Consider the following 21,041-nt stretch of genomic DNA (forward strand, 5'->3'; position numbering starts at 1 on the left):
ATATTACTGTTATATGATACAGTAAAGAGGGCGCTTTGTCAATAGTTTGAAAATTTTGCATTATAGAATTGGCATTTTTCGATTTTCTCCGTATTAAGAAGTAAGAAAACTTTTTGAAAAATCTTTCTCTGAAACTTTGGCAAAACCGCCTCCTGTGGTGTTGTAGGTAGTGAAAGGAGAACTGCGAATGGAAAATAGAAAACGGAACGTGCACATCATTGTCCGAGTGACGGAGGACGAACGGACGTTGATTGAGGAAAAAATGAGGCAGATACCGACCATGAACCTATCTGCTTACTCCCGTAAAATGCTGATTGACAGGTACATCATTGTTTTAGAAAGGAACTTGCGGCGAAGAAAAGACAGCTTACACAAGCGGAACGGCGCATTGAGGAATTGGACAGGCTATTCAAGCGTATTTACGAAGATAACGCCAACGGGAAACTTTCTGACAGCAGATTTCAAATGCTCTCTGACGATTACGAGCAGGAGCGGGAAGAACTGCGGGAAAAGCTGTTGCAACTGAATGAAGAAATGATACAGCAGGAAGAACAGGCAGAAAACATTGACAGGTTTATCGGCAAGGTACGGAAGTATCTTGATTTGGACGAGCTGACGCCCGCTGTCTTGAATGACATGATAAAGGCGGTATATGTTCACGCTCCCGACAAGTTAAGCGGACATAGGGAACAGCAGATTGACATTTCCTATGACCTTGTGGGGATACTCCCCGCGTCCTTGCTCGCTGACCTGTAAAACGGAGAAACGGCATAGCTGAAGCTATGCCGTTTCTCGAAAACAACTCTATGCTGTTTTATGAGTGCCGACCTTTTGGTATCCTTTTTCATCTTTCTAAATGCAGTTTAAATTCATGCTGCCCCAAAGAAAACTACGCGTTCTCCTGCTGCTCCGCTTTCTTCGGCGGCATCACACAGAGATCCTTCACGACCTCCCCCGCCAGGATCAGTCCCGCAACGGACGGAACAAACGCGATACTTCCAGGAATCGCGCGGCGCTCGGTGCATTTATGCTTTGCACCCGGCGGGCAGATACAGTTTTTCCGGCAGCTGATGCTCATGTCTTCCTGCTGCTCTACCGGCGGCTCTGTGGAATAAACCACCTTTAATTTCTTCACTCCGCGCTTCTTTAACTCGCGGCGCATGACCTTCGCAAGCGGACACATGCTGGTCTTATAGATATCTGCCACATGGAACTGTGTCGGGTCCAGCTTGTTTCCTGCCCCCATGCTGCTGATGACCGGAATCTCGCAGCTGATGGCTCTCATGATGATCTCAAGCTTTGCTGTCACGGTGTCCACAGCATCCACCACATAGGAATACTCCGTGAAATCAAATTCGTCGGCGTTTTCCGGAAGGTAAAAGCACTTTCTGACCTCCACCTGGGCGTCCGGGTTGATTTCCAGGATCCGGTCACGCATGACCTCCGCCTTGTACTGTCCGATGGTCTTTCTCGTCGCGATGATCTGTCGGTTGATGTTCGTGAGGCAGACCTTATCGTCATCCACCAGCACAAAAGAGCCGACTCCGCTTCTCGCCAGCGCTTCAGCCACATATCCGCCGACTCCGCCGATACCAAAGATCGCCACCTTTGCCTTCGCGAGACGGTCCATATTTTCCGCTCCTAAAAGGAGCTGTGTTCTCGAGAACTGATTTAACATATCTAACTCCAATCCTGTCTGTACTTCAATTGACCAGATACCATTATACCCACTAGTTTGATATGTGTAAAGAGAGTGCTTCATTATTTCGCGATTTCACCACTCGATCAGTTACTGACATTGCACGTGTACCGTACCCTCGATCACTCTGTTGTTAGACTTACGGCAACGGATACGCCCCGCACTCCACAATATTCCGATAGGACACAGGATCCGTATCGCCTTCCGTGTTGATCAGCAGGATCACGGAATCCGCTCCAAGTCCCAGCGCCTTTCTCGCAGCCTCAAGTTCCGGGCGTTCCAACAGCATCAGTACAGCTCCCATAGTCGATGCCCCGGATTCGCCGGATACTATCACCGGATCATCCCCCGCCGGCTTTGCGTATGCCCGCATGGCATGGGCAGCCGCATAGTCTTTACAGGTAACGTAAGCCGCAGGAACCGATTTTAACACCGGCCAGATAGATTTACACGGTGTTCCGCAGTTTAATCCCGCCATGATGGTCTCCGGCGCTCCGTCCACCGAGCAAAGTTCCCCCGCTTCCCCGGATCTGAAAATACAATCCGCCACGTCCGGTTCCACGATCATGATCTTCGGTGCCTTCTCCCCGTAATGGTTTACAAGATATCCCGCGACAGCCCCCGCCATGGAGCCGACGCCTGCCTGCAAAAACACATGGGTCGGAATCTCTCCCGCTGCCTCGGTCTGCTCCGCCGCCTCCGACGCCATGGTAAGATACCCGTCCATAATCCAGCCTGGGATCTCCTCATATCCGTCCCAGGAAGTATCCTGGATCAGAAACCATCCGTGCTCCTCACTCATCTTCTTCGCGTATTTTACCGTATCATCGTAATTCCAGTCTGTGACTGTCACCTCCGCCGGACCAGCCTGCCGTACAGCCTCCTCACGGGCCTTTACGGTGCCTTTCGGCATATAGACGTAAGCATGTGCCCCAAAGAGCCCGGAAGCCCAGGAAACACCCTTTCCGTGGTTTCCATCCGTCGCCGTCACAAACGTGTACTTCGCAGTCTTTTCCCGCACATCCACTTTCTGAAATTCCGAAAAATCCACCTTTCCTGGATCAAGCCCCAGCTCCCGGCACAGGATCCGAAACATCGCATACGTTCCGCCCAGTCCCTTAAACGCCTTCATCCCGAACCGCTCCGCCTCGTTCTTCACAAAGATTCCTTTTACACCAAGCTTGCCGCCAAGCCCCCGCAGTTGCACCAGCGGTGTCCGGTTATACGCCGGAATACTCTCATGAAATCTCCTCGTCTCCTTCGCCTTTCCCTCAGAAAACGCCGAAAGATCCACCTGATCCACTTCCGGTACATTCATCAAAACTTTTGTTCCGTATTCCTCTTCTAATTTCTTTGCCATAAGAATCCCCTTTCCACGATCTTTCAATTATAAAATTATAACATACGTGCCATAAATTCGCAGTAAAAATCCGGATATTAAAAAGGAAGACCCTTCACGAATCTCTCCACAAAAGGTCTTCCTCCTATACTTTTTCACACATCACAATCGGCTTACGCCTCTTCGATCGCCTTACCAATATCATGTCTCATATACTTATTCTCAAATGATATCCATTCCGTAGCCTCATAAGCCTTCTTTCTGGCTTCCTTCAGATCTTTTCCGGTGGCGGTCACACCGAGGACACGGCCGCCGTTGGTGACGATCTGACCGTTTTCGTTGAATTTTGTGCCGGAGTGGAAGACATAGTAATCGTCTTTTCCCTTGAACTTCTCAAGTCCCTCGATCGGGAATCCTTTTTTATACTCTACCGGGTAGCCGTCGGACGCTAAGATCACACATACTGTCGCGCGGTCATTGTCGAACTTTAAGTCGACCTGATCGAGCGTTCCGTCGATACATGCCTCGAAGACGTCCACAATATCGTTTTCCAGTCTTGGGAGAACGACCTGCGCCTCCGGGTCGCCGAATCTCGCGTTGTACTCCAGGACCTTCGGGCCGTCCGGGGTCAGCATGAGACCGAAGAAGATAACTCCCTTGAACGGTCTTCCCTCTGCCTTCATGGCGTCAACGGTCGGCTGGTAGATATATTTCTTACAGAACTCGTCGACTTCCTTCGTGTAGAACGGGCTCGGAGAGAAGTTGCCCATACCGCCGGTATTTAAGCCCTGGTCGCCGTCCTTCGCACGCTTGTGATCCTGGGCGGAGCTCATGATCTTCACGATATTTCCGTCCACGAAGGACAGTACGGATACCTCACGGCCTGTCATAAACTCCTCGATGACGATCTCATCACCCGCGGAGCCGAACTTCTTATCCATCATCAGGGTCTTAACGCCCTCTTTTGCCTCTTCCAATGTCTGGCAGATCAGAACGCCCTTTCCAAGCGCAAGACCGTCTGCCTTCAGTACGATCGGCATCTTTGCGGTCTCAAGATACTCCAGCGCCTTTTCCGGGTCTGTAAATGTCTCATAAGCCGCTGTCGGGATATTGTACTTCTTCATAAGATCCTTGGAGAATGCCTTGGAACCCTCGAGGATCGCCGCGTTCTTTCTCGGTCCGAATACACGGAGTCCCTCTTTCTCGAAGACATCAACGATTCCGCCTACAAGCGGATCATCCATACCGATCACAGTAAGATCGATCTCTTTTTCTTTCGCGAAAGCAACTAATTTATCAAATTCCATGGCACCGATCGGCACGCACTCCGCTACTTCAGAAATACCTGCATTGCCCGGTGCACAGTAGATCTTATCGACCTTCTTGCTCTGTGCGACCTTCCATGCGATCGCATGCTCTCTTCCGCCGCTGCCAACGATTAAAACCTTCATTCGTTTTTCCTCCTGCTTATCAGTGAAGCCGTTCCTGTATACGCCCCGCGCAGCCAGGAACGGCTGTCTTCTATCCTGTATCAGATCTCTCCGTTTGCGATCATGTCGATGGCCTTCGGCAGGATCTTCCACTCTGCCTGTTCCATGACGCGGCGCTGAAGGACCTCCGGCGTGTCACCTTTTTCCACTTCAACAGCCTTCTGTAAGATGATCGGACCGGAATCCATTCCCTCGTCCACAAAATGTACCGTCGCACCGGTGATCTTTACACCTCTCCGAAGAGCAGCCTCATGGACCTTCAATCCGTAGAAGCCGACACCGCAGAAGGACGGAATCAAAGACGGGTGGATATTGATGATCTTATCTCTGTATTTTTCGATCATGGCTGCAGGGATCTTCACGAGATATCCTGCCAGCACGATGAGGTCCAGCTCATAGGAATCGATTTTAGCAACCAGTGCCTCATTGAACTCCTCCCTGGACGCAAAATCCTTCGGGGAAAGACACTCAGCCGGAATCCCATGCTTTTTCGCGCGCTCCAAAGCAAACGCGCCTGCGTTGTTGCTGATGACGACCTCTACCTTCGCATTGCGGATCGTTCCCGCGTCGATGGCATCTAAGATCGCCTGAAGATTCGTTCCTCCGCCGGAAACAAGAACGCCGACTCTTAACATAAGGTCACTCCCTTTTCTCCTGCCTCGATGGATCCGATGATGTACGGGATATCTCCTGCTGCCTTCATGGCTGCCATCGTTGTGCGGACATCTTCCTCAGCGACTGCAACGACCATGCCGATTCCCATGTTGAAGGTATTGTACATGATCTTCTCATCGATCTCGCCCTTTTTCTGCATCAGCGGGAAGATCGGCGGGATCTGGTAGCTGTCTTTATGAATCACAGCGCGGACGCCATCCTTTAACATACGCGGAACATTCTCGTAGAAGCCGCCGCCTGTGATATGGCTGCATGCCTTTACGGTAACGCCTGCTTTTTTCACGTTCTTTAAAGCTTTCACATAGATTCTTGTCGGAGCGAGAAGTGTCTCACCAAGAGTCTTTCCAAGCTCGTCGTAATATGTATTTAAGCCCTCCGCAGTCATCTCTTTCTCAAATACCTTGCGGACAAGAGAGAAACCGTTGGAGTGAACGCCTGTGGAAGCCATTCCGATCAGCACATCACCCGGCTGAAGATCCTCGCCTGTGATCATATCCTTTTTATCGCAGACGCCAACGGAGAAACCTGCAAGGTCATACTCATCCTCTGCCATAAGACCCGGATGCTCTGCGGTCTCACCGCCGATCAGGGCAGCTTCAGACTGGAGACAGCCTTCCGCAACACCTTTTACGATATCCGCGATCTTTTCCGGATAGTTTTTGCCGCATGCAATATAGTCTAAGAAGAATAACGGCTCACCGCCTGCACACGCGATATCGTTGACACACATGGCAACTGCGTCGATACCGATGGTGTCATGCTTGTCCATGATCATCGCAAGTTTCACCTTTGTTCCACATCCGTCAGTACCGGAAAGAAGGACCGGCTCCTCCATATCTTTGATCTTTGCGAGGGAGAATGCACCGGAAAATCCGCCAAGACCTCCTAAAACTTCCTCACGCCTGGTCTTCTTAACATGCTCTTTCATCAGTTCTACAGACTTGTAACCAGCCTCGATATCAACTCCGGCTTTCTTGTAATCCATATGTATTTCCTCCTGGAGAATCTTATGTTCTCGGACATTCTCTGCACATTCTGCATGCTGCATGCGCGATCATGTCCCGATTTCTATATTTTTTATGCTTATATGAGTTTACACTGTGTCTTCATCAGACCCTGCTGGAAACACAATACCCGGCAGCTACTCACCTTTCTGTCTGCGGGAACTCTGTTTTTAATATCTCTGTTACTTGTCATTTTTTCATGGAAGCAAGATACTCTTTGTATCCAATCTTGTCGAGCTTCTCAGCCTTGCTCTCAACTTCCGTCTTCATCTTCTCGGAATAAGCTTTTAATTTTTCAAGGAGTTCCGGATCGGATGCCGCAAGGATCTTTGCCGCAAGGATTCCGGCGTTCTTTCCTCCGTTGATCGCTACGGTCGCTACCGGGATTCCGGACGGCATCTGTACGATAGAATAGAGGGAATCCACGCCGCCTAAGTCAGAAGTCTTCATCGGGATTCCGATGACCGGAAGCGGGAAGATCGCTGCGCACATACCCGGAAGGTGAGCTGCCTTGCCTGCGCCGGCAATAATGACCTTCATGCCTTTGCTCTCGGCGCTCTTTGCGTACTCGAAAAATGTATCCGGCTCTCTGTGAGCGGAAATGATCGTCATTTCAAAATCAATACCAAACTGTTCCAGTACCTCGGCAGCCTGTGCCATGATCGGCATATCAGAGTCACTGCCCATTACAATTCCAACTTTTGCCATTGTTTTTTCTCCTTATGAGTGTAACGATTATTGATAAGTAATACTAATAAATAGCTTTTTAGTAACAATATTTCCTTATCAATCATAATACAAGGTTTTTTTATGCGCGTCAAGTAGGAATCCGTAGATTCTGCCAACTTCATGCAGTGATGTGATACTGCAAAATATAATATTCTTCCCATCCATCGGTCTGTCAGCGGCTTTTCCTGGGATCACAAGTGTCCACGCTCAGTGTAATTATGTAAAAACACCCTGAAATACATAAATGAATTACATATTTCAGGGTGTCCTGTCATCAGCTGCATAACCACTGTGTTCATAATTTTCTCTATGCTATTCTGGTTTTGCAGTCTGATAAAACTTTTTGTAACGATTCTGTATCTTCACAGTTACAACTTTTTCTTATTTTTCATCCAGCGGCCTATTTAATTCATCCAGCCCCGCCAGCACAAACCTTCCGTCCAGAATAATATCTGTCTTCGTTCCGTCTGTATGGACTGCGGAAATTCTCTCCAGCTCCTTATATGGGATCGTGATATCCGTGTGGACGCCGAAGTACGCCTTCGAGACATCTTCCTTCCTTAATATAGAAACTTCGTTGTCTCTCGCGATCATCTCCTTGCCGTCCGGATTGTACATCGGGCTGTCCTCAGACCAGCTGTAGCAGGTGTCGCCAACTGCAAAGTGCGGTCCCATCTTCTCGACGATGAGGATCGGCAGACGGTTCAGAATTCCAAACTTCTCCGCCATGGCGTAGGCCGTCGTGTTCGTTCCGATGGCAAACTCACCGAGGGGCAGCGTCTCATGACCGTTCATGATTCCCTGCACGATGAGACGGTGTCCGGCTTCCTGATCGATCACTCCATTTTCCACGAAGTTATCGCATACCGCTGAAACCACACGGCCGTCCTTGAATTCCATGCGGAGATTCCGGTACTGGATATCTCCGATATAAACCGTTCCCACATTTAAGATTCCGTTCGTTCCCGCAAGCTTCGGGGAAGTGAACACCTCGCCAAGCGGAATATTTACATCCGCCACACAGTTCTCAAACTTCGTCTGCTTTTCCGGGTTGGAAATCGCAGCCAGCTGGACCTGCATGTTCGTCTGGTTCTCCCCTTTTCCGGTGATCTCCACATACTCTGCCGTATCGAGAACATCAATGATCTTCTGCTGCATGTCACGGTAAAGTTCGTAATCCAGGGTGTTGATCCGGATCGTCTCCTTAAAGATCTCCGGGAACAGTTCCCCGATTGCCGGAACCGGGAACGCGATGATCGTAAAGCTCGTCTCATCCCCCGGAATATATTCGTTCACCACCGGCATAGAGAGATTCCTGTACTCCAGATAAAGGTTCTGCTGTTTCTCCGTAAACGCCCATGCCTCCGGCTTATTCACCGGATCAAAGCCCGGCTCGCCGAAGGTCTCGATGACCGCCGGTCCCGCGTAAGCGACTGCGTCCTCTTTATACTGCTCGTAGGCCGTCTTTAAGACACCGATCTTCCGGTCACGGAACGCCTTATCCATATAGACTGCGCTGTCATAACGATGGTCATAATCATACTGTCTGTTCGGGGAAGAGGATGCGTATCCGCTGTGTCCTGCCGGATTCCGGTTGATGCTGCCCACAGCACTTCTGCAAAAGATCACCGAAAGCCCCGCTGACTCGAAATTTTTTACTGCCTGGCGTACCATGCGTTCAAAACCGATCGGATAACGCACTGACACCGTCTTCTTCTTCGAAAGATCCCGGCCCATGACCTCAAATCCACGGATATATCCGTCAGTATAGGTATCTGCCATCTTCCTGATCTCTTCCTCCGGCAGGCTGTTTAAGAACGCCGCTGTCTTCTCCTCTTCCGGGGAAATATACGCACCGAACCGGTAGAGATACGAGAGATCGGAAAGGTCACTCTCCATGATGATCTTTTTCGCGAAGTCAAGCTTTGGATCCACGCCTTCCTGTACACGGTAAGTCAGAGTCACATCACAGTAGTCGCTGGCGCTCCAGTAGAGCACGTCCTTGATCTCCTTCGCTGCCGGAAGTGTCTCGCCCTCAAAGAGATTGTAGATCTCGATCAGTGCCTCGTTTCCGATCACGAGATCCAGAACACGTCCCTCAAACGCGTAAATGATATCCCCGCGGATCTCCGCATAGAGATAGGAAAGAAGCTTTCCGTACTCCTCCCCCAGTGTCTTCACCGCGTAAGCCGGATTCGTATAGCTTGTCTCATAGTTTTCCGGAAGAACATCCACATAGAGCTTATGGTTTAACGTTCTTCCCTCTTCCAGTGTCATCTGATCCAGGCTTCCGTCCTCTTTCGCCTTTAAGACCTCGCCGCACTGGATAATGAACTCTGTCACTTTTCTAAAATAATCCCGGTAGTTTTCCGGTACCGTCTCTTCCGTCAGAATTTCCTGGATCCGCGCCATGGAAAGGTCATAGCGCTCTCTGATCAGATCTTGTTCCATGTGTCATGCCTCCATTTCACGTTCATTTTCCGCACCTGAAAAAGATGCGCTCCGGACCGCTGTTCCCGGTTCCGCCCTGTCATCTTTACAGCGCAAACACGATCATCAGTACCCACACCAGCAGCAGGATCCCCGCCGCCGCAAGGCTGATCTTCGCCAGAAGATAATTCTTCTCTTTCTCCATCATGGCAAATACACCATAGACCACCGATGACACCGCAATGATAATACTGCAAAAACCCAGAGCCGCAGCCGCAAGCGGTGCATTCCCCTGGGTATAGTACGAAAAGCTGATGGCAGCGGCATAAAAGACAAGTGCCGCCGCTGCGAGCCCTGCCGCCACAAAACTGTTCTTTGCAAACGGCTTTTTTATATACGATACTTTATTTCCGATTCGTTCCACTGTATCTCTCCCAAACGCCTCTCGCAAGGACAAAAATAATATACCCGGCAAAACCACCGATGGTATTTAAGAGTAGGTCATCCACATCAAAGCTTCCGACTTTGCCGACAAGCTGCATCGTCTCCACAAGAAGACTCATGGCAAAGCTTAAGAGTACTGTGATATACCAGTGTCTCGTCCGCACCCAGATGACCGGCAGAAAAAAGCCAAAGGGCATAAATGCCAGCACGTTGCCGAAAATATTCAAGAACACCGCGCGCCAGCCAAGAATGTTCCTGTATAAAAGAAAGCGCCGAATCTCTTTAAAAAGGGTCAGGTTGTAGGAATATTCGGCCCTCGCGTCGGGGCTGCGCCCCATTTCTTCGGCGAAAAACAGGAAATATGTCAGCAGAACCAGATACAGGACAAAAAGAACCGCCCCGAGAATCCGATGTCTGTGTTTTTTCATTTTCAAAATTCTCCATTCCCACCAAAACAGGGGTTCCTGTTTCGTGGTCCTTCTCTCCGGATACTCTCCGAATTTTTAAGCAGGAAAGGAGATGCCGCCATAAAGGCCACATCTCCCACTCCGTTCATTTCACTTTTCAGGCATGCTTCACCGCTCTTTTTGTTTTCACAGCCGCGTTAAAACCGCCCTGATCCGATTAAAACGTAATCTCAGATTTTCTCTTAAGAAGCAGTGCCCCATTCACGATCGCGATGATTCCGGCAGCAAGTCCGACAGATGCAACGATAACTCCAACCGCGATGCTCGCTGCCCCTGTGTTTCTCATGGTCTTATAAATTTTTTCCATAAAACCGCTCCTTCTTATTTTACGCCATACTGCTCATAGTATGCGTCGATCGCTGCTTTTAATGTGTCGTCGATGATAACTTTTCCCTTGTACTCTTTGTTGTAAAGGTGCTCAACTACTTCCTTCATGGTTACGATCGCTGTTGTGCGGAAACCGTATTTCTCTTGGATCTCGGTAAGAGCGGACTTCTCGCCTTTACCTCTCTCGCAGCGGTCTACGGATACAACAAGACCGAGAACATCGACATCGCCCTGTGCCTTGATGATCGGAAGTGTCTCCTCGATGGATGTACCCGCTGTTGTCACGTCCTCGATGATAACGACCTTGTCACCGTCAGCGATCGGGCTGCCGAGAAGGATTCCCTTGTCACCGTGGTCTTTTACTTCTTTTCTGTTGGAGCAGTACTTGATGTCTGCGCCGAAGTGCTCACTGATCGCCATGCTTGTTGCAACGGTCAGCGGGATTCCCTTGTAAGCCGGTCCAAAGAGAACATCGAAGTCTGTTCCGAATGTATCATTGATTGCCTTCGCGTAGTACTCGCCGAGCTTTCTGAGCTGGGCGCCTGTGCGGTAGAAGCCTGTGTTTACGAAAAACGGTGTCTTTCTTCCGCTCTTTGTTACGAAATCTCCAAATTTTAATACGCCGCAATCAACCATGAATTCAATAAATTCCTGCTTGTACTTTTCCATGACCTAAAAACTTCCTTTCAAAATAATATTCTTAGTGCACAGCACCAATTAACTCGTGGATATCTTCCACACCGTACTTCTTCATGTACGCCTCGATGCCCTCGATCACCTGGATCGTCGTATCCGGGTTGATGAAACTCGCGGTTCCGATGGACACTGCTGTCGCACCTGCGAGGATGAACTCCAGCGCGTCCTCAGCCGTCATAATGCCGCCCATTCCGATCACCGGGATCTTCACAGCGTTTGCGACCTGATATACCATGCGGACAGCCACCGGTTTGATCGCCGGGCCGGACATACCGCCGGTCTTGTTTGCCAGGGCGAATGTGCGCTTGTTGATATCGATCTTCATTCCCGTGATGGTGTTGATCAGAGATACCACATCAGCTCCACCTGCCTCAACGGCTCTCGCCATCTCAGCGATATCCGTAACGTTCGGGGAGAGCTTCATGATTACCGGCTGCTTTGCGACCTTCTTTACCGCCTTTGTGATCTGTTCCGCGCATTTCGGATCCTGGCCGAATGCGATTCCGCCCTCTTTTACGTTCGGGCAGGAGATATTGATCTCGAGCATATCCACGTCAGCGTCAGCGAGACGCTCCACAACATCCACATAGTCGCTCTCGGACTTTCCGCAGACATTAACGATGATCTTTGTGTCATGCTGTCTTAAGAACGGAACATCGCGCTTCATGAACACGTCGACGCCCGGACCCTGAAGACCGATAGCATTTAGCATTCCGCCGTAAACTTCCGTCACTCGCGGAGTCGGATTTCCCGGCCACGGCACGTTTGCGATTCCTTTTGTTACAACAGCGCCGAGACGGTCAAGATCGATCATCTCGCCGTATTCCATACCGGAACCAAAGGTACCGGAACAGGTCATCACCGGGTTCTTTAACTCTACACCGGCAAGTGTTACTTTTGTATTCATGCCTGCTCCTCCTTCTTGATCATGATGCCGGAGGCGATGCGCTCGCGCTGCTCATCCGGAGTCAGAAGTTCTACCTCTTCAGCGCGGAATACCGGACCGTCCTTGCAGATTCTCTTGTTTCTCACGTTGCTGTGCTCATCAATGTCCTTGCTGTGGCATACACAGCCAAGACAGGCACCGATTCCACATGCCATCTTTTCTTCCAGAGAGATATAACACTCGATCCCGTTCTCCATTGCGTAGGTCTTTAATGCCTTCAACATCGGAGTTGGTCCGCATGCGTAGATAATATCCGCGGTAAGCTTCTCCGCGCGGATCGCGTCGATGACATTTCCCTTTGTTCCGACACTTCCATCCTCTGTCGCGATCACGACATCGGCGTATTTGCGAAGCTCGTCCGCGAGGAAAGTCTCTTTATCTCTGTAACCGATGACTGCTGTCTTCTCGCAGTCAAGGTTCTTAGCAAGCTCTAACATCGGCGGGATTCCGATTCCGCCGCCGATCAGGAATGCTTTTTTCTTCTTTAAGGGGAATCCATTTCCCAGCGGTCCCATAATATCGAGGGTATCGCCTTCCTCGTATGCGGAAAATTCCTTTGTTCCAGCTCCCGCGATGCGGTAAACGATCCGAAGTCTTCCATTCTCCTTGTCCGCCTCACAGATACTGATCGGACGCGGGAGAAGCTTTGACTGGTCATTGGTGTAAACAGCGATAAACTGTCCCGGTACGGCTGCTTTTGCCATCTCCGGTGCGTCAAGCCACATGCTGTAGATTCCCTCTGCCAGTTTTTCCTGGCTGTGGATCACAGCGTTTACTTTTTTCTGTGCCATGGTTTCCTCCTGGTGGTTTACTATCAGTATTCCGGTGCTTTTCCAACTTTCCGGAACACTGTTTTTATATGGTTACAACACATCAGCCACGGACATACGCCATGGCTGATAAATTTTCAATGTACTATTATAATACGGAGTTGATATCCGCGATCATATCCACAACGGCCTGTCTGGATGCCTCTGCGAAATGTTCCGGACCGAACTTTGCGTATTTCTCCTGCTTATACGCAGCGATGATTCCTCTGGAGGAGTTTACGACAGCTCCGAGACCATCCTCGTTGAAGCAGTGCATTAAGTCTTTCGCGGTACCGCCCTGTGCGCCGTAGCCCGGTACAAGAAAGTATGTCTTCGGCATGAGCTTTCTTAAGATCTTGCTCATCTCCGGATATGTAGCGCCCACAACAGCGCCTACGTTGCTGTAATCGCCGTCCATGCTTGCTTCGCCCCACTCAACGACCTTCTCTGCGACTAACTCGTAGAGCGGTCTTCCGTCTACAAGGCGGTCCTGGAACTCACCGCTGGACGGGTTGGATGTCTTAACGAGAACGAAAAGGCCTCTGTCCTCATCGTTGCAGACATTGACGAACGGTTTGATTCCGTCTGTTCCGAGGTACGGGTTTACGGTGATAAAATCTGTATTGAAGCCGCGGCATACATTGCTTCCGACTTTTACACTTCCGATATGTCCAACTGCATATGCGGAGGAAGTGGATCCGATATCGCCTCTCTTTACATCTCCGATCACAAGGAGTCCCTTGTTCTGGCAGTACTCGATGGTGCGGGCATATATTTTAAGACCCTCAATGCCAAACTGCTCATACATTGCAATCTGCGGTTTCACTGAGGGAATCAAATCATAAGTGTTATCAATAATTTCTTTGTTAAACTGCCATACAGCCTCGGCAGCTCCTTCCATGGTCTCGCCGAAGTCCTTAAATGCTCTCTGGACAATATGGTTCGGAATATAACCTAACATAGGGTCAAGACCGACGCAGATCGGTGCCTTTGTCTTCTGAATCTTCTGTATGAGCTGACTGATCATAGTTTCCTCCTCCGATGTAGTTGCGTTTCTACAACACCTTATTCTTTCCAATTTTAGCATATGGTGTTTCCGGTTTCAAGTAGAAATATAGAGGTTGGGAAAATTTCTGCAATTTGAGGAGAATCGGGGAATATTGTGACAGATGGGGAGCTGGCCTCCCCTCTTATACTACTTCCCAATGTCCTTTATGGCTGGTACCGACACGTTTGATAATGTTCTGTTGCCTCATCCTATTTACATGATATTTTACCCTGTTGATTTTCCAACCTAATTTTTCTGCAATCTCTTTCTGAGTCATGTCTGGATTCTGGCTTATTATCTGCAAAATAGTTTTGGCCTCTTGGCTTAGTTTCGTTTGGGTGGTAGTTTGGGTGGTATCTTTGGTGGTTTGGGTGGTATCCCGCGCAGTTTGGGTGGTGTCCTGCACAGTTTGGGTGGTACTTTGGGTGGCTTGGGTATTACCTTGGGTAGCTTGGGTGCCACTTTGGATATTTTCTTCCGCACATCTTATCACTGTATCTTCCGTATTCCGATAAAGATTAATACGGAACCCGATCTCTAAATCCTGAAACTCTGGCTCCCGCAGTCCATACTCTTTCATCGCCTCCAACAATTTCGGAATCCCACTGCCCCATGCTTCAATCAGATTCATGTATGAAAAAGCATGTGCCAATGCACGATTTCGAATTTTAGAGTATCCCTCTCTCATTTTATCCAATGTCACACCTGGCATCAAACCGCCCGGAGAGGTGATCTCCAACCGATCATCATAAATCGCCACCTGGATATGTGAACTTTGTAAATAGCTACAGTTCATCACAGCATTAATAATCAACTCACGAATACTGTCCGGCGGTAATTCATAAATATCTTTCCGATAAATTCCCTCAAGTTTTGCGCCTAAATGAATATTTCTCAATACAAACTGGAACGAATCATCGATCTGCTGCCATAATGGACCGCTATACTCACGCTTGTCCACAAATACAGCACGCGTTTTTCCTTTGAACATTCCACATTGGATATGTGACAAGAATTCATCCTTTCCCAACAGGAAAACATATCCATTTGTAGGATGTATACTTCCATCTTCTGCTTCTGCCAGTAGTCCCCAACTGAGCAGTACATTCTTTGTTATATCCTTAACCGCTTCTTTCTGCGTCTTTGACTTTCCATTCGCAATAGCTACTTCTTTCATCTGCCTGCATAGTTCTGCAATCTCTTCATCTGTAACTGTCAAATCTCTGCGAATAACCTTGTCATAGGATCGTCCCTCATCCTCATAATACATTTCAGCTGTTAGGTCACGTCCAGCAGGACGGGATGTCCCCGAAACCCGGATATAAGTGCCATCCTTAATTCCCATGGACTTGATATAATACGGTCTCTGTTTTCCCGGGCTGATCTCAGCAATAATGATCGTCTTATCCTCAATCGTCTGTAAGTAAACATCTGGAATAACGACCGGTTCACAGCTGTCCGATATTGCTGTAGTAATCGCATCAATCTCCGAAAAGACATTTTCCTTAGGAATACCGACTACCTCACGAGTATCATCATCAACGCCAAATACAATGCGTCCGCCCTCTCCATTTGAGAAGGCAATAACTGTTTTCATGTATTTTATACTATCCTTCGGTCTCTGGACTTTAAACTCTACATTTTTTGATTCACCTGCTAAGATTTCTCCAATAGTCAATAAATTCACCTCCACTCAGTTTCTACTATATTTCGCAATTATTTTCCATTTCCATATGGTGTCTTCGTTTCCGCAACCATCGATAATGTATCCCGACTATTAAAATCGTAAGTTACTATCTTTTGTTCCGCATCGGTAAATGTAGATGAACCACCGATTCCAAAATATTTTTCAAAGAATTGTTTCAGTTTGTCAATAACGCCCTGCTTCTTCTTTGCTCTTCCACCGCCGCCGAAACGAGAGATTGGCGGCATAAGCCTATCTATATCCGTTCCCGCCGTCTTGATCTCTCCATCCCGGAATGCATTCTCCATAAATTTTCTGGTATCTTCCGGTTTCAGCCGTTCTTCTGCAATAATATTATCGAGGTCATGATCTCGCTGCTCTACCACATAGCTATGCCACTCATTCATAACATCATCCACATCATTGATTCCCGCTATAAAGGTTTCAATGAGCTGTTTCTTGCTGCGCAGTTCCGGACTGGCGTCAATTGCCTTGTTGATGGTTATCAATACTTCTTTATCCTCACAATGGGTATCATGATACTTCTTCACAAGTATCAGAATATAATCAATATTGATTTCTATCTGACGAATCAGTTCAATCTCAAATACCACATCATCTGTAATATCCGTACTTTCCTGCCGCTTGTGTTTCCACTCATCGCGCAGATCCTGATAACGACCAAGATAATCCTGCAGATCACGCTCAGTAATCAATTCTTTCTCTTTAAATTCATCAAATGAAATCAAAAGATTTCTCATTCGGAGAATTGCCCCAAACAAGGCAATAAACTCTTTTTGATTTTGTTCCCCGATGATCTGGGATTCTGACAGTGGAAACTTATCATTCAGTTCTTCCACCATATCCACATATCCCGGCATCGGTTTGCCATCTACCGATTCATATCCATAATAATAATCCTTAAAGCTCTGCAGAAGAACAATGCCTCCTGCATTCTTGTCCCCAAACAGGGAAATGGCACTGTCCACCCGCTTTTGCAGATTGCGAAAACATACAATATTTCCAAAGGTTTTTATAGAATTCAAAATGCGGTTTGTGCGCGAGAATGCCTGTATTAATCCATGCATTTTCAGATTCTTATCCACCCATAAAGTATTCATGGTTGTCGCATCAAAACCAGTAAGAAACATATTTACTACAATCAGAATATCCAATTCCTTATTCTTCATACGAAGAGACACATCTTTATAGTAATTCTGGAATTTATCACTTGAAGTGTCATAATTTGTATGGAACATCTGATTATAATCTTCTATTGCCTCTTCCAAAAAATCTCTGGACGGCTGATCAAGTGCAGAAGTATCTTCGGAGTTTTCCTCATCCAGAATGCCATCCGATTCTTCCTCATTTGCGCCATAGCTGAAAATAGTCGCAACACGCAATTTCTTAGTCGGATCTGCTGACATCTGCTTTTTGAATTCCTGATAATACAGCTTTGCCATCTGCACACTTGATACAGCAAAAATAGAATTAAAGCCACTGATTCTCTGTTTCTGCTTGATTTCCTCTACCTCGTCCCTTTTAGCCGAGGCAACCTCTGCAATATTCGTAAGTGTATTGTATATGTATGTTTTATCTCCACGATATGTCTTCTGGTCAAAATGTTCCAGTATATACTGCGTCACAATATGAATTCGCTCAGGAGCCATCATAACCTTTTCCCTATTGATGTCCCAGACCATCTCATCTGTGATTTCTTCATCCGCATCCATTGTTTTAATATAATCGACACGAAACGGGAGAACATTTTTATCATTAATTGCATCCACAATTGTATAGCTGTGAAGCTGATCGCCAAAAGTCTGTCCTGTTGTAAAAAATTCTGGATTCTTCGCTCTGCCGGAATTGACCGAGAATATTGGCGTTCCTGTAAATCCAAATAAATGATATTTCTTGAAATTCTTTACAATGGCAGTATGCATGTCACCAAACTGACTGCGATGGCACTCATCAAAAATGATGACAATATGCTTCGTGTATACTTCATGCCCCGGATTTTTCTTTATGAATGTAGCTAATTTCTGGATTGTAGTAATAATAATATGGGCATCCGGATCTTCAAGCTGACGTTTTAATACAACGGTTGAAGTATTGCTGTTTGCAGCTCCTTTTTCAAAACGGTCATATTCCTTCATGGTCTGGTAATCCAGATCCTTACGATCAACCACGAACAATACTTTATCAATATACGACAATTTTGACGCCAGTCTTGCTGTCTTAAAAGAAGTGAGTGTTTTTCCTGATCCTGTGGTATGCCAGATATAACCTCCACCTTCAACACTGCCATACTTTTTATAATTATTAGCAATTTCAATGCGATTGAGAATTCTTTCTGTAGCCGTAATCTGGTATGGACGCATAACCATCAGCATATCCTCAGACGTAAAAATACAATACTTTGCGAGGATATTGAGAATCGTATGTTTCGCAAAAAATGTCTTGGTAAAATCAATGAGATCAGGGATCACTCGATTATTAGCATCGGCCCAGAAACAAGTAAATTCAAAACTGTTGCTCGTCTTTGTCTTACTGGCACCACGTTTTTCATGTTCCTTTTCTGCATTTCGTCTGGTACTATTGGAATAATACTTTGTATTTGTTCCATTTGAAATTACGAAAATCTGAATATACTCGTATAATCCACAGCCCGCCCAGAAAGAATCCCTCTGATATCGATTGATTTGGTTAAACGCCTCTCGAATGGCAACACCTCTGCGTTTCAGTTCGATATGTACGAGCGGCAGGCCATTCACCAGTACCGTAACATCATAGCGGTTGTCATGCTTTGCACCATCTTCTGTACCGATCACATATTGATTGATGACCTGCAGTCTGTTGTTATGAATATTCTTTTTATCTATGAGCGTGATGTTCTTGGAAGAACCATCATCACGAGTCAGTACCTGAACATTATCCTCCTGTATCTTTCGGGTCTTTTCCACGATATGCTCATTTGGATTAGCAACAGCATTTTTGAAAAAATCTTCCCATTCTGTGTCAGAAAATCGATAATTATTCAGTTCTTCTAACTTTTTACGGAGATTTGCAATCAAATCTTTCTCCGTGTGAATAGGCAGATATTCATAGCCCTGCTCACACAACAAACGAATAAACCCCTGTTCCAATTCCGCTTCACTCTGATAACTGTCAGAGCGCTTCTTGACTGGTTCATATTCTGTGACAACAGTATTTTCCGATGTCTCCGCTACGATATTAAAGTATGGCACATGATCGCCTCCTTATTTTTGTAATTCTTTGAAAGATAACAGCTTGTTTCTGTAATATTCATATTGCTTTTGACGGGCTTCGATCTCAGCTGGAAGACCTACTGATAGATCATTGCAAAGGACATCAAAGTGACGAAGAACTGTCACAATGCGTTCCTGTTCTTCAAGTGATGGTACTTGCAATACAAACTTACGAATTTTTTCCATTGGTATATTTTTCATCGATGATGCTTGAAGCAGACGATTTATTTGTGTCTCCCGAAATATATTTGTTTGAAAAAAGTAACGCATATATTCTGGATTTATAATTTTTTTATCTACTCTTATTAGTGCAACATTAGGTGCAAGATAATACTTATCATTCTCTTCGATTACAGCAACCCGTCCTATTGTTCCAACATAAGTAAAAAGCATATCACCATTATATAGTTTGCTTCTAGTCAATTTTGATAAATCACTTTTATCAATATATTTCACATCACTTAAATCTAACTTTCCATTTCTAACATTTAAACCACGAAGAGCAATGATTTTACCTTCGTCTGAGTAAGTAACGTACTTAGTAAATTCATATCCTGCAAGTTTTGTAACTGTAGCAATAGTCCCCAATTCAAGAGGAACATAACCAAATACATATTGAATAAGCTTAATTACGCTCTGTCTGTCTGTCTGTCTGTCTGTCTGTCTGTCTGTCTGTCTGTCTGTCTGTCTGTCTGTCTGTCTGTCTGTCTGTCTGTCTGTCTGTCTGTCTGTCTGTCTGTCTGTCTGTCTGTCATAATCGTGTTGCCTGTTTCAGCAAATGTCAAGAGTAAATCTCGATAATATTCATATTGTTTTTGGCGTGCTTCAATTTCGGCTGGCAGACCGATATTTAGGTCGGTACAGATGGATTCAAAATTATCAAGTAACTCTACCACCCTACTTTGTATGTCCTTAGACGGAACTGGGACTTTATATGCAAGTACCTTTTGAAAATCCAAAGAATCTACTGTTCCACCTTGCTTTTTGGTTTTTATCAAAATGTCATTTCCTTTTCCTTGTATTACATGAAATGCGTATCTGGGAAGAATGCCTTCATTAACAACAAGCATTTTTATATCTTGATTAATGGTAGTTTCAAAAGGTACATAGGCGACCGGAAAAGTGTGTTTTAATATTCCAGACCTTGTTACTATAGCAATACTATTTGCTGGATATACTGTCATAGATGCTTCCTTTACCGCTTTTTCTGTAATGTGATCTTTCGTCTCTATCAAGGTTGATGATTTCATGTCTTTTGACGAAATCCAGGGAATTGTACCTTGCTCCCAAAAACTTTTTTCTGACATAGATGGAGTTTTTCCACCAGACCACTCTCCTAGTTCAGCAAGTGACTTCACCAGATAGTTTCCATCATGAGAGAGTAATTTATCTCTATAAAATTCGTATTGTTTCTTCCGAGCTGTAAGCTCGGCTGTAAGCTCGGCTGTAAGCTCGGCTGTAAGTAACGTAAAAGAGTCCAGCACGCGGACTATTTCACGTTGTACCTCCAGAGGAGGTACCGGAATCAACATTTCTTCAAATTTTTTTCTCGAAATATATGGAATCGTTCCTGTCGATGCTTGAGATTTTAAATATTTTGTTTGTGTTTCCATATAATAAAGAAGATACTTATTAAACAGTCTTTTTCCACAAACTAAACCAATAAAAGTTTGATTTGTTATAAGCGGTTGAGTATTTATTGCATATGTTCCTAATGAAGCAGAACACGAACATATTACCGTTCCTGTCGGAAATACTTTTAGATTCATTTTTTTGATAACATCTTCACTTACTCCAAGACCAGATAATGATTTATTAAAATATTGTCCCTCTTTATCTTCAATACGGCACCATGGTATATTTCCATCAAAGGTTTTTGGTCTATCCCGCATTGGCACAATAACATCATCACATACATCTTTGATTCTTTGAAATTCCACTCCATTCGGGCAAAGTTCCTTTATCAACTCATCTAATCTACTCAT

20 protein-coding genes are annotated in these 21,041 nt (G+C 46.3%); 2 read left to right on the top strand and 18 right to left on the bottom strand.

The genetic code is table 11. The annotated features are described in order from the left end of the window. The first annotated feature begins 187 nt into the window (after positions 1–187). A complete protein-coding gene (locus ABCW45_RS17890) occupies positions 188–526 on the top strand; it encodes a plasmid mobilization protein (RefSeq protein WP_420324472.1) in 339 nt (112 codons plus the stop codon). Then, the gene (locus ABCW45_RS03175; protein WP_343220253.1) at positions 466–756 is read left to right on the top strand and encodes a DUF4368 domain-containing protein; all 291 of its coding nucleotides are present in this window, start codon (positions 466–468) and stop codon (positions 754–756) included. The genes ABCW45_RS17890 and ABCW45_RS03175 overlap by 61 nt, the downstream gene beginning before the upstream one ends. A gap of 133 nt (positions 757–889) precedes the next feature. Here the strand turns inward: ABCW45_RS03175 and ABCW45_RS03180 are convergent, their stop codons facing one another. From ABCW45_RS03180 to ABCW45_RS03265, 18 genes are all read right to left on the bottom strand, one after another. After that, positions 890–1,678, bottom strand: coding sequence for a tRNA threonylcarbamoyladenosine dehydratase (locus ABCW45_RS03180; RefSeq protein ID WP_015553535.1), 789 nt, complete (start codon positions 1,676–1,678; stop codon positions 890–892). A gap of 160 nt (positions 1,679–1,838) precedes the next feature. Beyond that, positions 1,839–3,059 (bottom strand): diaminopropionate ammonia-lyase, encoded by a 1,221-nt coding sequence (locus ABCW45_RS03185; RefSeq protein WP_343220254.1) that lies wholly within the window; start codon positions 3,057–3,059, stop codon positions 1,839–1,841. A gap of 152 nt (positions 3,060–3,211) precedes the next feature. Continuing rightward, positions 3,212–4,489 (bottom strand): phosphoribosylamine--glycine ligase, encoded by a 1,278-nt coding sequence (gene purD / locus ABCW45_RS03190; protein ID WP_015553537.1) that lies wholly within the window; start codon positions 4,487–4,489, stop codon positions 3,212–3,214. A gap of 80 nt (positions 4,490–4,569) precedes the next feature. Then, positions 4,570–5,163, bottom strand: a complete 594-nt coding sequence (gene purN / locus ABCW45_RS03195) for a phosphoribosylglycinamide formyltransferase (protein ID WP_015553538.1) — start codon at positions 5,161–5,163, stop codon at positions 4,570–4,572. Next, entirely contained in the window at positions 5,157–6,188 is a 1,032-nt protein-coding gene (gene purM, locus ABCW45_RS03200; RefSeq protein ID WP_343220255.1) for a phosphoribosylformylglycinamidine cyclo-ligase, read from the bottom strand. Before purM ends, purN begins: the two co-directional genes overlap by 7 nt. Positions 6,189–6,396: 208 nt before the next feature. After that, the gene (gene purE / locus ABCW45_RS03205; RefSeq protein ID WP_015553540.1) at positions 6,397–6,915 is read right to left on the bottom strand and encodes a 5-(carboxyamino)imidazole ribonucleotide mutase; all 519 of its coding nucleotides are present in this window, start codon (positions 6,913–6,915) and stop codon (positions 6,397–6,399) included. Positions 6,916–7,317: 402 nt separating this feature from the next. Further along, the gene (locus tag ABCW45_RS03210) at positions 7,318–9,387 is read right to left on the bottom strand and encodes an aminopeptidase (RefSeq protein ID WP_343220256.1); all 2,070 of its coding nucleotides are present in this window, start codon (positions 9,385–9,387) and stop codon (positions 7,318–7,320) included. An 85-nt stretch (positions 9,388–9,472) separates the two neighbouring features. Further along, positions 9,473–9,790 (bottom strand): DUF6142 family protein, encoded by a 318-nt coding sequence (locus ABCW45_RS03215; RefSeq protein WP_021904813.1) that lies wholly within the window; start codon positions 9,788–9,790, stop codon positions 9,473–9,475. Beyond that, positions 9,771–10,238, bottom strand: a complete 468-nt coding sequence (locus ABCW45_RS03220; protein WP_181968511.1) for a VanZ family protein — start codon at positions 10,236–10,238, stop codon at positions 9,771–9,773. Before ABCW45_RS03220 ends, ABCW45_RS03215 begins: the two co-directional genes overlap by 20 nt. 196 nt (positions 10,239–10,434) lie before the next feature. Beyond that, positions 10,435–10,584: a hypothetical protein gene (locus tag ABCW45_RS03225; protein ID WP_015553543.1), complete on the bottom strand. Its 150-nt coding sequence runs from the start codon at positions 10,582–10,584 to the stop codon at positions 10,435–10,437. 14 nt (positions 10,585–10,598) lie between these two features. Next, a complete protein-coding gene (gene pyrE, locus ABCW45_RS03230; RefSeq protein ID WP_015553544.1) occupies positions 10,599–11,273 on the bottom strand; it encodes an orotate phosphoribosyltransferase in 675 nt (224 codons plus the stop codon). A gap of 31 nt (positions 11,274–11,304) precedes the next feature. After that, on the bottom strand, positions 11,305–12,207 hold the full coding sequence (locus tag ABCW45_RS03235; RefSeq protein ID WP_343220257.1) for a dihydroorotate dehydrogenase: 903 nt from the start codon (positions 12,205–12,207) through the stop codon (positions 11,305–11,307). Next, a complete protein-coding gene (locus ABCW45_RS03240; RefSeq protein ID WP_343220258.1) occupies positions 12,204–13,037 on the bottom strand; it encodes a dihydroorotate dehydrogenase electron transfer subunit in 834 nt (277 codons plus the stop codon). The genes ABCW45_RS03235 and ABCW45_RS03240 overlap by 4 nt, the downstream gene beginning before the upstream one ends. Before the next feature lie 127 nt (positions 13,038–13,164). Beyond that, positions 13,165–14,082, bottom strand: coding sequence for an orotidine-5'-phosphate decarboxylase (pyrF, locus tag ABCW45_RS03245; protein WP_021904817.1), 918 nt, complete (start codon positions 14,080–14,082; stop codon positions 13,165–13,167). A gap of 163 nt (positions 14,083–14,245) precedes the next feature. Further along, positions 14,246–15,781, bottom strand: a complete 1,536-nt coding sequence (locus ABCW45_RS03250) for an ATP-binding protein (protein WP_343220259.1) — start codon at positions 15,779–15,781, stop codon at positions 14,246–14,248. 38 nt (positions 15,782–15,819) lie between these two features. Beyond that, a complete protein-coding gene (locus tag ABCW45_RS03255) occupies positions 15,820–19,035 on the bottom strand; it encodes a type I restriction endonuclease subunit R (protein ID WP_117470716.1) in 3,216 nt (1,071 codons plus the stop codon). 12 nt (positions 19,036–19,047) lie between these two features. Beyond that, the gene (locus ABCW45_RS03260; RefSeq protein ID WP_425518586.1) at positions 19,048–19,512 is read right to left on the bottom strand and encodes a restriction endonuclease subunit S; all 465 of its coding nucleotides are present in this window, start codon (positions 19,510–19,512) and stop codon (positions 19,048–19,050) included. A gap of 173 nt (positions 19,513–19,685) precedes the next feature. Then, the gene (locus tag ABCW45_RS03265; RefSeq protein WP_343220261.1) at positions 19,686–21,041 is read right to left on the bottom strand and encodes a restriction endonuclease subunit S; all 1,356 of its coding nucleotides are present in this window, start codon (positions 21,039–21,041) and stop codon (positions 19,686–19,688) included.

Source organism: Pilosibacter fragilis (assembly GCF_032490495.1).
Lineage (GTDB): Bacteria > Bacillota > Clostridia > Lachnospirales > Lachnospiraceae > Pilosibacter > Pilosibacter fragilis.